This is a genomic window from Peribacillus sp. NPDC076916 (genome assembly GCF_050269675.1).
Classification (GTDB): Bacteria; Bacillota; Bacilli; order Bacillales; family DSM-1321; genus Peribacillus; species Peribacillus aracenensis.
The window spans coordinates 421,697-434,908 of sequence record NZ_JBNNIU010000001.1 but is presented as its reverse complement, the minus strand read 5'-3'; the positions used below and the strand labels follow the sequence as shown (position 1 = coordinate 434,908).

Genomic DNA, 13,212 nt, shown 5'->3' with positions numbered 1-13,212 from the left:
TGATTCCATAAAAGGCTTACCTTTAAGGTAAGTCTTTTTGTTTTGAGGTTCCCATATAGGAAAATAAAATACAACTGCTTTGGTTTTTGAAAAGGTAATTTACGTTATAGTTCAAATACAATTGGTTGTCATTTGAGCAATTAATAAATCGAAGCTCCTGTTCATGCACAAAGTTGTACAGAAACTGCGCATGACGGTGAATCGTTCGTTGCATGACGTTACCCACTTTGGTAAACTATGCAGAAGTGCATTTCACTTTGATTGTTAGTATTTACTATCGAGTGGCATAGATAAGATGTATGATCTTACATAAATCAGGGCCTGTAAGCTTTGGGCGCTCCTTTACTGCATTCACTGCAGACTTGTGGAAGTAAGGGGATAAAGGGACAAAACTCATTGCATGGTGATACAAAACCTTAACGATTTAAATATGTTTCTAAGAAAAGACCATCTGTTCCCTCATACAGCAGGAGTTGTATGGGGGCTTGTATTTTATCAAGAATTTTCTGTTTAGATGACTATACTGTAATAAAATAAGGAGGAAGCAATGAACAATTATAAATTGACCATTCAATATGATGGCGGGCGCTATAAAGGCTGGCAACGACTCGGTAATAGTGATGATACGATTCAGGGGAAAATAGAAAATGTATTAACGGAAATGGCGGGGGAAAAAATCGAGATCATCGGGTGCAGCAGAACGGATGCCGGTGTACATGCCCTTGCTCAAATCGCCAATTTTAAGATTGGTGAAAATCTGACTGAAGCTGAAATCATGAATTATTTGAATAGGTATTTACCAAGAGATATCAGCATTGTCGAGGTCAGGCTAGTTCCTGATCGGTTTCATGCCCGTTATAATGCTAAGGATAAAACCTATTTGTATAAAATCTGGAACGAGCCATATACAAATCCTTTCATGCGCAAATACAGTATGCATGTAGAGAAAAAGCTGGATATCACAAGAATGAAAAAAGCATGTCAACATTTTATAGGTGAACATGATTTCACGGCTTTTTCAAATGCAAAGTCTAAGAAAAAAACCATGGTGCGTGAAATATATTCCATAGATATAGAAGAAGATGCCGGATTCATCCAAATTACAGTTCGAGGGGATGGATTTCTTTATAATATGGTTAGAAAGATTGTCGGGACGTTGATAGAAGTTGGGTTGGGTGAAATAGATGCTGGAAATATACCAAGCATTTTAGAGTCAAAAGAAAGAATCCAAACGGGCCGTATGGCGGAGGCAGCTGGGTTATACTTGGTGAAGGTTGATTTTTAGACAAATATTGATGCATCGGTTAGCGCATGTAAAGTGTACAAGCAGTAGAGAAAGGGAAGTAATGGAATAGAACGAAAAAAGGAGAGATTTTCATGAGATTAGCAGGAAAGAAAATAATCAGTCTTGTGCACCATGAATTTGAAGATTTAGAGCTCTGGTATCCGATTTTACGTTTAAAAGAAGAAGGAGCGATTGTTCACCTCGCTGGAGAAAAGGCGAATGAAACGTATATTGGGAAATATGGTGTGCCAGCTATATCTGATTATGAGTATGGCAGTATTAAAGCTGAAGAATATGATGCCATTCTTGTACCGGGCGGATGGGCACCTGACAAAATTCGCCGGTTTCCTGAAGTGATATCACTTATCCAAAGCATGGAAGAAAATAAAAAACCAATCGGGCAAATTTGTCATGCTGGCTGGGTGTTGATCTCCGCTAAAATTTTACAAGGGAAGAATGTAACGAGTACTCCGGGCATTAAAGATGATATGGAAAATGCAGGGGCGACTTGGATAGATAAGCCCGTCGTCGTAGATGGTAACCTTGTGTCAAGCAGGCGTCCACCTGATCTACCGGATTATTTAAGGGAATTGATAAACGTGATTGAAAAGAGTTAATCACCATATTCTGAAAAAGTGGTTTTTTCTTCTGGAAAAACCACTTTTATTATTCCTGCCATCCAATTACGCGAATGCGATATATTTAACGGCAATTGATCATGATTCCCGCTGAAAGGCAATGGATTATACCCTTGATTGATCCTTAATCAAATCTATATACAAATTTCCTTTTGTCCCTACGACAGCATAAGAGATGTCAAAAACAGAAAGGTTCCTTTTTTTGAGCTCAGCCATTAACCATTCGTCATCGTAAGTTTGTTTGGATAAATTTTCGTATAGGATCTTCCCATCATAGACCATCTCTATCGGTACAGTTCCAGCTGAGGACAGTAAAGCTATATCCTGCTTGGTGGTATTTTGGTATTGTGTTTTTTTTAATACAGAGAGGGAGCCATTTATCTCTAAAATGGCACACTCCACTTCTTCTAAATTGAAGATATCCTTTCCCCGCAAAGCCTGTTTAAGAGAATCCAGTGAATACCCCATCCGCTGCATTGACTCTTCGTGTATTTTTCCTTTTTGAATTAAGGCAACGGGTTCTCCAGCGATCCATTTTCCGAAGCGCGGATTTCGAACCGCTACAAGATTCAGTATAAAAACGATGGAACCCATAATAATAATTGCAATGATAGGATACAGGAATTTAACTTTAATATTGAATGCTAGATTTCCTGCAAGTGTCCCCATCGTAATTGAAGCGATATAAAGGTGGTAAGTCCTTTGGGAAATCGTCTGTTTACCGAGCAGATGGACAAATACCCATAATAAAATAAAAGCTATAAAGGGTCGAAAGATGATTTCAACAAATTCTTGCATGACTATTTCTCCCTTTTAAAAATCCCGACAGTTCGTAATAGTATGTTCTTACAGTAAGCCCATTATTCTGTAATTTAAAAAGGAAAAAGACAGGAAACTGTCTTTCAATGGGTGAGATAGTTGAAGAAGAATTAAGTTTTTTTGAATCGTGGCCATAATTTAGATATTCCATAAAGGGCGCGATTCTTTAATAAAAGAGGTCCGGAAACTAATTGAAATTTTTTTGTGATTAATGTGATTAATTATTACAGGTGAAGAAAAAATGACGTATACCAGATTAATTATGAAACGTGCTTCCTTATAAACCAGGCATTCAAGATAAGTGATCTAGGAAGCAAGTAGCATATCGTTACTTGCTTCTTTTTATTTGGTTCTATAAATCGATGGATATGTTTACTTAGTATCGATTAAGAAATTTCTTCGAATAATAGTATCAAAAATACATCTGTACGGGGGTATGTTTTGAGAAATATTCGGGAAATTTTCATTGACGATTTAAAAAGCATTTATAAAAATTTCTTTGTTTGTATTGTAGTAGTTTTTCTCATGTTCATCCCTTCCATTTATGCGTGGTTTAATATTGTCGCATCTTGGGACCCGTATGCAAATACGGAAGGAATTCTTGTCGGCGTTGCCAATAATGATAAAGGTGCGGAGTTAAATGGCGAAGCCGTGAATATAGGCAAGGAAGTGATAGAGGGGTTAAAGGAGAATAAGGATTTAGGCTGGAGATTCACTTCGGAAAAAGAGGCGAAAGCTAAGGTGGAAAAGGGGCAGTATTATGCATCCATCATCATTCCGGAGAACTTTTCTGAACATATAGCGACAATCATGACCGATGTCCCTAAAAAGGCGGAGATTGATTACTATGTAAATGAAAAAATCAATTCCATTGCTCCTAAAATTACGGCAGCGGGTGCGAACAGCATTGTGGACAACGTGAGCAAAACCTTTATCAAATCGGCCAGTGGGAGTATCCTAGCGATCTTTAATGAACTGGGAGTCACCCTGCAAAATGAGTTGCCGACAATTCAAAAAATGAAGAATATGGTGTATTTATTAGAGGGGCAACTGCCTGAGCTTGAACAAAATATCAAAACCGTTCAAACACATGTTAAAAAGGCTGAGGATATCATTAAGAAGGTCAATGATGGATTGGATTCAATAGAAGGAATAACGTCGCAGAAGGACAAATTGGTATCGGACGTATCTAGTTATGTAGATTCAACAAGGCAGGCATTCGAAGGAATCGCTCCCCTCTTGCAAAATGATATCGCGAACATCAGGAGCGATAATGAATCCGTTTTAGTGGTGGCGAACCGGTTAACGGGTCAGGATTTGCCTGATAATGAGTCGGATCAGCTAGTGGTACAAGGGGTAACAAGGATAAATAAAGAGTTGTACCTTTTGGACAGTATGTATAATTTATTGGTGAGAGTCAATCAATTTAATGAGAAAAACTTGCTTCAGCCAGAAATGCAGCTAGTTGATGAATTAAGGGATAATACTTCGAACCAACTTCAAGCGCTGAATGACCGAGCCTATGGCAATCTTATAGAACTTGGCAGGAACAATGATCAAGTTTTGACAAGCTTCCAGGAAAGTTATTCAAAGGAATCAAGGCCAAAATTCAATGAAATCTGGAACGAAACGGAAGCAATATTGAATAATGTCCAGGTCACGATGGCGGAGGGAACCGAGGTTCTTCCTGAGGTGAGAACGCTGTTGAATGAGACCAATCGAACATTGGAAACACGTACAGGGGATATCGATAAGTTAATGAATAAGTTTCCGGAAATCGAAACGAAAATAAAGGCTCTAGCTTCTAAAATGAGGGAAATCGATAAGTCTTATGATATGGAAGAAGTGATCGATTTCCTAAGAAATGATATTGAACAAGAAAGTGAATTTTTTTCAGAGCCGGTGCTGCTCAATAAACACAGTCTCTTTCCGATTCCGAACTATGGATCCGCCATGTCCCCTTTCTTTACGGCCCTTTCCCTTTGGGTCGGCGGTACAATATTGATTTCCATGCTTAGCGTGGGTGTTTCTCAAAAAGTTTACAGCCCGTATCAAATCTATATCGGGAGGTATCTTATATTTTTCATCATTGGGGTAATGCAGGCTCTTAGTGTTTCCATTGGGAATATCATCTTTATCGGTGTTTATGTAGCGGATAAGTTTGAGTACATCCTGTTTTCCGTTCTGATAAGTACAGTATTTACACTCATTGTCTACACCTTCGTTTCCGTTCTTGGAAATGTTGGAAAAGGGATAAGCGTCGTCTTGATGGTCCTTCAAATATCAAGTTCTGGCGGCACTTTCCCCATTCAAGTCACACCGCCCTTTTTTCAACATATTAACCCTTTCTTGCCATTCACCTATGCTGTGGGTTTACTTCGTGAATCCGTTGGGGGAATAACATGGAGCGTAGCTGGCAAGGACATTTTTATCCTGATTATCTTTTTAATAATCACGCTTATATTAGGTATCATTTTGAAAAAGCCATTGCATGCAAGGACACAAAAAATGAAGGATAAGTTGTATGGAAGCAGGATTTTTTAAGGTTATAAAAGTGGATATAAAAATTAGCCTGAACCCTTACATGGGCTCAGGTTTTTTATTTCTGAATGGAATTTGTCCATATGTATTTTTGTGTAAGTTTGGAATATTTATCAATAAAATGACAATTGGATAGAAAGATACCGATAAATTAGAATTTTTGCATTTTTATAGTTGACAAAAACCATTGGATTAATCATTATTAAGAAATAATGTTTAGTAAATCGATGCGATATAAAAGTGGGGTGACTTTATGTATTTATCAATAGATGGCATTGAAAAAAGTTTTAAGAATGAAAAGAAAGAAAGCATAAAGGTGCTCGATAAGATAAACCTAGAGGTCGAGAAGGGAAGCTTCGTTTCAATCGTCGGCCCTTCAGGGTGTGGTAAATCCACACTCCTTTATCTGGTTGCCGGCCTTGATAAGGCAGATGCAGGGGAAATACGTGTAGCTGGGAAAAAAGTGATGAAGCCAGGTCCGGAACGGGTCGTAGTATTTCAAGAGGCGGGGTTATTCCCTTGGTTAACGGTACTTGAAAATGTTACATACGGATTGAAGTTAAAGAAGATTCCCAATGAAGAGGCTAAAGCAAAGGCATTGGACATTTTAAAAATGGTTCACCTCAGCCGATATGTTGACTCCTATCCACATCAACTATCAGGGGGCATGAAACAGAGGGTAGCCATCGCAAGAGCGTTGGTGATGGAACCGGATATCCTGTTGATGGATGAGCCATTCTCTGCGCTGGATGAGCAAACGAGGATGGTCTTGCATAAAGAACTGCTCGAAATCTGGAGAAAAACTAAAGTGACAATCTTTTTCGTTACCCATAATATTCGTGAGGCTGTTCAGCTTTCCGAAAAAATCATCGTCTTTGCAACCCGTCCCGGGAAAATTAAAGAGACGATTTCCGTCCCTTCCATGAAAGATGGAGTTATGCCGGATAGTGTAACTTTGCATACAGAACAAAGGGTTCTATCGATTTTACAGGAGGAAATTGAAAAAGTGCTGAAGGAGGAAATGGGGAATGATTACAGCTTTAAGACGAATCATATTCATCGCGATGATAGCGGGGATATGGGAAGTCACATCTAGACTTTCCAGTCTTCCGGAATTCATGTTCCCAAGCCTGACCCAGGTTTTGGAAACTCTGTTTAATGGACTGATGAGCGGACAAATAACTGAAGCCATCGGAAAAAGCCTTGGCCGTATCCTGATCGGCTTTACGATTGCCATTATAGTAGGTCTAATATTAGGATATTTCATTTGGCGCTTTAAATTGGTTGAAGACACTCTAGGATTCGTCGTGACGGCCTTACAGTCCATCCCGAGTATCGTGTGGTTCCCTTTAGCGATCATTTGGTTTGGATTGAATGATTTTTCGATTCTCTTTATCGTCACCATCGGCGCAACTTGGACGATGACGGTTAATGCAACAAGTGGCTTCCGGAATGTACCCCAGTTGTATCAGCGGGTTGCCAAAACATATGGATCGACCGGGTTTCATTTTCTTCGCACCGTGATTTTACCAGCATCCGTCCCGCAAATAATATCCGGTCTCCGAATTGCATGGGCCTTTTCCTGGCGTGCACTGATGGCAGGTGAATTACTTGGCGGGGGAGGCGGTCTTGGGCAATTGCTGGAAATGGGCAGATCACTGGGACAAATGGATTTGGTCATCTCCGTGATGATCATCATCGCAATCATCGGAACAATCGTGGATAATGTTGTCTTTTCCCGCCTTGAACGTAATGTTCAACTGAAATGGGGAGTGAAGTAACGGTAGTTTAATAAAATAATAGTTCAAAAGGAGAGAAAAGTATGCTGAAAAAATCATTTTTTGCCCTTATTCTGTCTGTGTTGTTAATCGGGATAGTAAGCGGATGTACTCAGTCCAGCAGCAATGATGAAGAAGGAGAAGGTTCTGGGGGGAAATCCGTGAAAATTGGGTATTTTCCTAACTTAACCCACAGTGCAACGATCATTGCACTCGAAAAGGGCTTCTTCGAAGAAGAGTTCGGTAAAGATGTTAAGATTGAAACCAAAACAGTGGCCAATGGCGGATTATTCATGGAAGCAATGGCTACAAACGCCATTGATGTCGGAACGGTCGGGCCTGGTCCATTGCTTAACTTTTACGTGAAAAACCCTGAATACCACTTGATCTCCGGGGCTGTTAATGGAGGTGCCGTACTAGTGGCCAGCGAGGGCAGCAAAGTTACAGACTTAAAAGATTTGGGCGGTAAAAAGGTAGCGATTCCCGTCATTGGTAGCACACAGGATGTCATGCTAAGGAAGGCCCTTCAAGATGTTGACTTAAAACCGACTACGAATGGGGGGACGGTTGAGCTGTATGCGGCCGCGCCTGCTGACACAACCGCGCTTTTTGTCCAAAAATCTGTCGATGCAGCAGCAACTCAGGAACCATGGGGTTATGTATTGGAAAACCAGGCAAAAGGAAAGTTATTGCTTGACTGGGATCAATTTGCATGGGGGAAAGATTCACCTAACACGGTAGTGGCTGCAAGCCAGAAGTTCTTGGATAAAAAGGGGCTCGCTGCTTCTTATTTGAAGGCGCATGAAAAAGCGGTGAAGTTTATCCAAGACAACCCTGAAGAAAGCCAAGAGCTGGTTATTAAGCATTTGAAGGAACTGACTGGAAAAGAATTAAGTAAAGATGAAGTGGCTTCAGCATTTTCACGCCTTGAAGTGACGACTGAAGTTAATGAGCAAGTCATTCAGGAAATGGCAGACATAAGCAAAGAAGCTGGTTATATCCCTAGCAATGATATAAAAGGCATGATCGATTTATCAATTCTTGAAGGAGTGTCCAAATAAATTGAAACAAGCAAGCGCCTCAGCCATCCTGGCTTTGGCGCTTTTTTTGTAATCAGGTAAAGGCTGAATTATTCCATCGCATTGCGCCTGGGAATATAATCATGCATATAACCACGGCAGGTCATGAAATCCCTGTTATGGGCATACTTGATCCAATGCTTGGATAACGTGATCAACCTCATCCCAGGAATGGATGGTAGCGCCTGAAGCCAGTGAATGTCCCCCGCCATTGAATTGACGTGCGACTGAAGCGATGGGAATGTTCCGTGAACGTATCCTGACACGGATTTCAGAAGGATATTCGATGAAGAAAGCCCAGATTTTATTGCTCCTGACACTCGATAGCGTGTTAACTAAATTCGAAGCTTCAATTCGATCCACGCCGTACATATTTAACAGATCCTCCGTAATAATGAAGTAAGCTACCCCTTTATCGGTTAAATTGAAGCTCATGAGGATGTCTGTTTGAAGTCTTGAAGCATTTTTTGTCTTTATATTAAGGCTGTTATGGATTCTTTCTGGATGAATATGATAAGTTCTTAAGTGCGAAACCATTTTTAATGTCCTGGAAGTCGTATTCCCATTCATGAAATTACCTGTATCACTAAGTATTCCTGCATAAAATGATTTAGCCGCTTCTTTATTCATGATAAAGCCTTCCGGAGATTCCAAGAATAAATCAACAAGCATTTCACTGGCAGAGCTATAAGAAGGGTCGACCCAGGAAAAATCACCAAACTGCTCATATTCGGGGTGGTGATCAATCTTGATTAGCATGTCCCCGTGATCATATCGTGAATCACTGATCCGTGAAATGTTGGCAGTATCACAAACAATCACTAAGGCACCTTTGTATTTGTTATCGGAAATGACATCCATATCACCAATGAATAGAAGATTATCCACTTCCTCGCCTACCGCATAGACTTCTTTAGAAGGATAGGAATGCTTCAAAAGCTTCTTTAAACCGATTTGTGATCCCAATGCATCCGGGTCCGGATTAACATGGCGATGAATGATAATTGTGTGGTATTTCTTAATCGCTTCGATTATTTCCGCTTTTTTATTGTCCATATCGCCATCTCCTTTCAATCTTTCCTTGTCTGTCAAGCGATAATCGATAGTATGAAAAATTCATATATTGACAATTATGCATATTCAATCATCCCATGCCTCACGAATAAAGGCAATTTCCGATTACTATGGATTGAGGGCTGTATGTTTATATTAAACGGGAAGTAAGCGAAAGAGTATTTCATTGGAAGTAATGAAAACACCTGAACTAAATTATTGCAAAATTCAAAAAATAGGACTATACTTAATTTACCAAACCGATGACAGCAAGTTACCTTGCTGCATGGCCGGCTTGTCATAAAACTGGAATCCATAAAAATTGACTTGGTTCACTTGATCTTCCTTTGCAGGAAGACAGTTCGTGGATAAGGGTCAGTGAAACATTCAATGTAATGACATTGTTGGTTTTACTGGCTCTTTTTTGTGTATCCCGACAGTTTGAAAGGGGTGATGATATGAATGGAGCTTTGGAAGGAGTCAGGATTATCGATGTATCCCGTGTTTTGGCGGGGCCGTTTTGTTCAATGATCCTCGGTGATTTGGGTGCCGATGTTATTAAAATCGAGCATCATGAGGCAGGGGATGAAACGAGAGGATGGGGTCCGCCATTCGCCCAAGGAGAAAGCGCTTACTATTTATGTGCCAATCGAAATAAGCAAAGCATGACCTTGAATTTAAAGTCGGAACAAGGGAAAGAAATCTTCCGGAAGTTGGTGTCTTCAGGGGATATTGTGATACAAAATTTCAAGACGGGCACGTTGGAAAAAATGGGGCTGGGCTATGAGGGTTTAAAGGAAATGAACCCCAAACTGATCATGGCCTCGATTACGGGATTTGGTTTAACCGGACCTTATAAAGATTTGCCTGGCTATGATTATATCATTCAAGCGATGAGTGGTTTGATGAGTATCACAGGAGAAAAAGATGGAAGCCCCGTGAAGGTCGGGGTGGCCATAGCTGACATATTGACTGGCTTGTATACATGCATTGGCATTTTATCCGCTTTGCATCATAGGGATGAAGCGGGGGAAGGACAGGAAATTGATATTTCGTTAATGGATTGCCAGGTTTCTTCATTGGTGAATGTCGCCAGCAACTATTTATTCAGTGGCCAGACCCCTGAACGAATGGGAAATCAACATCCCAATATCGTTCCATACCAAACGTTCCGTACAAGTGATGGGGAGCTTGTTGTGGCTGTAGGGAATGATGATCAGTTCAGGAGATTTTCAGCCGTTATCGGCAGACCTGATTTAGCCGAGCAGGAACAGTTTAAGCATAATGAAAAACGTTTGCTGAACAAGGAAGGATTAATACCGATAATAGAGGATTTGTTGAAAGGAAAGACAAAGAAAGAATGGAAAAGGCTATTTGATGATGCAGGGATACCCAATGGACCGATTAATGATATTGCAGAGATGTTCGAGGACCCGCAAATCATCGCAAGAGGGATGTTGGTGAACATGGAACATCCCACAATCGAAGATCTTAGAGTGACGGGATCGCCACTGAACCTTTCAAAAACGCCGGTAACGATGAGAAAGCATCCGCCACTGTATGGTGAGCATACCGCTTCTATTCTGGCTGAAATTGGATATAGTCCAGACCAAATAAGCAAATTCAAGGAAAATAAAATTATTTAGGAGGAATTTTAATGATGAATTTCGAATTAACAGAAGAGCAGCAAAGTGTGAAGAAAGTGGTAAGGAAATTTGTTGATAAGGAAATTATCCCATACATTCAAGAGTGGGATAGGGAAGGTCAATTCCAGCCGCATATTTTAAAAAGGTTAGCGGAATTGCAGTTGATGGGCGTTTGTATACCAGAAGAGTATGGTGGAGTCGGAATGGATTATAATACGCTTGCAATCGTTTGTGAAGAGCTGGAGCGAGGCGATACGGCTTACCGAACTGCAGTTTCTGTACATACAGGGTTAAATAGCATGACCTTGCTGCAATGGGGTACGGAAGAACAAAAACAGAAATATTTAGTACCGCAGGCAAAAGGGATCAAGATTGGCGCTTTTGGGCTGACTGAACCGAATGCAGGGTCTGATGTTGCGGCTATGAAATCAACGGCAAAACGTGTTGGGGACCATTATATCTTGAACGGGTCAAAAACATGGATTTCGCTCTGTGATTATGCAGATCACTTCCTCATTTTCGCCAAGACGGATCATGATGCCGGTTCAAGGGGAATCACTGCTTTTATTGTGGAACGGACTTTCGAGGGAGTGGAGTCGAAAGCCATTAAAGGGAAATTAGGAATTCGTGCCGGGAATACAGGCGAAATCTTTTTAACCGATGTAAAAGTTCCGGTCGAGAATAGGCTTGGTGAAGAAGGTGAGGGCTTTAAAATTTCCATGTCGGCATTGGACAGCGGCCGGTTTACAGTGGCCGCAGGTGCTGTAGGGTTAATTGAAGCAAGCCTGGAAGCAAGCTTGAAATATTGCCATGAACGAAGTACATTCGGAAAAGAGATTGGCAGGCATCAGCTCGTTCAACAGATGATTGCCAAGATGACCGCAAATTTAGAGATTTCCAGATTGCTGGTCTTTAAAGCCGGTACTTTGAAAAATCAAGGAAAAAGGAATACGAAGGAAACATCACTTGCAAAGTGGATATCATGTAATGCTGCTAACGAAGCGGCCAATGATGCTGTTCAAATTCATGGTGCCTACGGATACTCGGATGAATATCCAGTGGAACGTTTTCTGCGGAATTCAAAAGCCCCGGTCATTTACGAAGGAACCCGTGAGATTCATACTGTAATGCAGGGCGAATACGCACTTGGCTACAGACAAGATAAAGAGCTTCGAAAGCAATTGCCTGCATGGCCCTTCGAGCAGGTTTCCGTCCATTAACTATAGATAGAGGAGATCAGATGATGAACACATACTTTATTGCAGGGCATGCAAAACTTCCACAAGGGATGGCAGCGAGAAATTTATATGATTCCATCACGATCACGGTAGAGCTTGACTTTAAATATGGTGTAATAGTCGACGCTTCCTGTACACTTGCTACAGAACATGGCAGGGAATTCATTCGTCAACTGCTGCGGGGTTATTGCCTGAAAGATGGTATCGAAGAATTGATTGATCGTGTACAAATGCATTATCGTGGGAAGGCTGGTCAAGCCATTCAAGCAGGGCTGAAGGATGTGTATGCACAGTTCGAATTGGTCTCCGTTAAATAAGCGAAACTGGGAGGATCCTACCATATGTATAAGGGTGGGATCCTTTGTTATAGGTTCGGGTACATGGCAAATAAGTCCACTTTCATTTTAAATGTCAGTGTTTTTCATTGTTTAAGGAACGGTACATTTGAATGGATATAACGATCGTGATTAAAAAAACACAAAACTCGCCCTTTACGACGAGTTTGTGTTTTTTTTGTTGGAAATTGGACTTTAAATTAAAGCTTAATATCCAGTAAAAAAAATTAGTTGTACATTAAAACGGAACCAAGAAACTAGAAGCAACATCTCCGTTTATTTCGAAAGTTATTGCCGCAAAGCCAACTGCAGTGGTTGGAGGAACACCGGTTTCTGCTGGTGCACCTTTGCATATGGCAAGTGGACCTCCTCCTGCTGGTGCACCTTTGCATATGGCAAGTGGACCTCCTCCTGCTAGTGCGCCTTTGCGTACGGCAAGTGGACCTCCTCCTGCTAGTGCGCATTTGCATACGGCAAGTGGACCTCCTCCTGCTAGTGCGCCTTTGCGTACGGCAAGTGGACCTCCTCATGTTAAAGCAACGTTTAGTGCGTCTGCGGGAAGTTCGCTTATTTTTGTTGTTTTTACGTGAAGAACGGCCTTTTGAACAAGGGTCATTATACATGAAATCGCCTAACCCGAAGGAATTGGCTCTATCTACCGCATTTTGTATATTTTGAATGATGTCAGACATATTTACATTTCCCCCTTTCTATACGTTAAACTATGCGCTTGTACGTAATATGCCAGGGATAATAGCACAATTTTTAATGAAAATTTGTTTTTTGTGACACCCCTCGCT

Annotated in this window: 12 protein-coding genes; 9 read left to right on the top strand and 3 right to left on the bottom strand. The window is 40.9% G+C overall.

Translation table 11 applies throughout. From position 1 onward, the window contains the following. Positions 1-547: 547 nt before the first annotated feature. Positions 548-1,285 carry a tRNA pseudouridine(38-40) synthase TruA gene (truA, locus tag ACQKFG_RS02175; protein ID WP_192203755.1) on the top strand — a complete coding sequence of 246 codons (738 nt, stop codon included), beginning with the start codon at positions 548-550 and terminating at the stop codon, positions 1,283-1,285. 92 nt (positions 1,286-1,377) lie between these two features. After that, the gene (locus tag ACQKFG_RS02170) at positions 1,378-1,902 is read left to right on the top strand and encodes a type 1 glutamine amidotransferase domain-containing protein (RefSeq protein ID WP_098371262.1); all 525 of its coding nucleotides are present in this window, start codon (positions 1,378-1,380) and stop codon (positions 1,900-1,902) included. Between the two features lie 126 nt (positions 1,903-2,028). Here the strand turns inward: ACQKFG_RS02170 and ACQKFG_RS02165 are convergent, their stop codons facing one another. Continuing rightward, a complete protein-coding gene (locus tag ACQKFG_RS02165; protein WP_349728948.1) occupies positions 2,029-2,721 on the bottom strand; it encodes a DUF421 domain-containing protein in 693 nt (230 codons plus the stop codon). A 462-nt stretch (positions 2,722-3,183) separates the two neighbouring features. On the opposite strand from ACQKFG_RS02165, the gene ACQKFG_RS02160 reads away from it, so the two are divergent. The 4 genes from ACQKFG_RS02160 (at position 3,184) to ACQKFG_RS02145 (ending at position 8,122) form a co-directional block, all read left to right on the top strand. Further along, positions 3,184-5,286, top strand: a complete 2,103-nt coding sequence (locus ACQKFG_RS02160) for a YhgE/Pip family protein (protein ID WP_427555846.1) — start codon at positions 3,184-3,186, stop codon at positions 5,284-5,286. A gap of 250 nt (positions 5,287-5,536) precedes the next feature. Beyond that, entirely contained in the window at positions 5,537-6,379 is an 843-nt protein-coding gene (locus ACQKFG_RS02155; RefSeq protein ID WP_427555843.1) for an ABC transporter ATP-binding protein, read from the top strand. Beyond that, positions 6,312-7,064, top strand: a complete 753-nt coding sequence (locus ACQKFG_RS02150) for an ABC transporter permease (RefSeq protein WP_076367033.1) — start codon at positions 6,312-6,314, stop codon at positions 7,062-7,064. The genes ACQKFG_RS02155 and ACQKFG_RS02150 overlap by 68 nt, the downstream gene beginning before the upstream one ends. Positions 7,065-7,105: 41 nt before the next feature. Then, positions 7,106-8,122: an aliphatic sulfonate ABC transporter substrate-binding protein gene (locus ACQKFG_RS02145; RefSeq protein WP_349728944.1), complete on the top strand. Its 1,017-nt coding sequence runs from the start codon at positions 7,106-7,108 to the stop codon at positions 8,120-8,122. 135 nt (positions 8,123-8,257) lie between these two features. Here ACQKFG_RS02145 and ACQKFG_RS02140 read toward each other — a convergent pair whose 3' ends face one another. After that, on the bottom strand, positions 8,258-9,196 hold the full coding sequence (locus tag ACQKFG_RS02140; RefSeq protein WP_427555839.1) for a DHH family phosphoesterase: 939 nt from the start codon (positions 9,194-9,196) through the stop codon (positions 8,258-8,260). Between the two features lie 455 nt (positions 9,197-9,651). On the opposite strand from ACQKFG_RS02140, the gene ACQKFG_RS02135 reads away from it, so the two are divergent. From ACQKFG_RS02135 to ACQKFG_RS02125, 3 genes are read left to right on the top strand one after another with little or no spacing between them, the layout of a single operon-like run. Continuing rightward, positions 9,652-10,839 carry a CaiB/BaiF CoA transferase family protein gene (locus tag ACQKFG_RS02135; protein WP_349728941.1) on the top strand — a complete coding sequence of 396 codons (1,188 nt, stop codon included), beginning with the start codon at positions 9,652-9,654 and terminating at the stop codon, positions 10,837-10,839. Between the two features lie 14 nt (positions 10,840-10,853). Beyond that, the gene (locus ACQKFG_RS02130) at positions 10,854-12,059 is read left to right on the top strand and encodes an acyl-CoA dehydrogenase family protein (protein WP_349729242.1); all 1,206 of its coding nucleotides are present in this window, start codon (positions 10,854-10,856) and stop codon (positions 12,057-12,059) included. Positions 12,060-12,082: 23 nt separating this feature from the next. Continuing rightward, positions 12,083-12,394, top strand: coding sequence for a DUF3870 domain-containing protein (locus ACQKFG_RS02125; protein ID WP_192203763.1), 312 nt, complete (start codon positions 12,083-12,085; stop codon positions 12,392-12,394). A gap of 275 nt (positions 12,395-12,669) precedes the next feature. Here ACQKFG_RS02125 and ACQKFG_RS02120 read toward each other — a convergent pair whose 3' ends face one another. Then, a complete protein-coding gene (locus ACQKFG_RS02120) occupies positions 12,670-13,104 on the bottom strand; it encodes a CotG/ExsB N-terminal domain-containing protein (RefSeq protein WP_427555835.1) in 435 nt (144 codons plus the stop codon). Positions 13,105-13,212 lie beyond the last annotated feature (108 nt).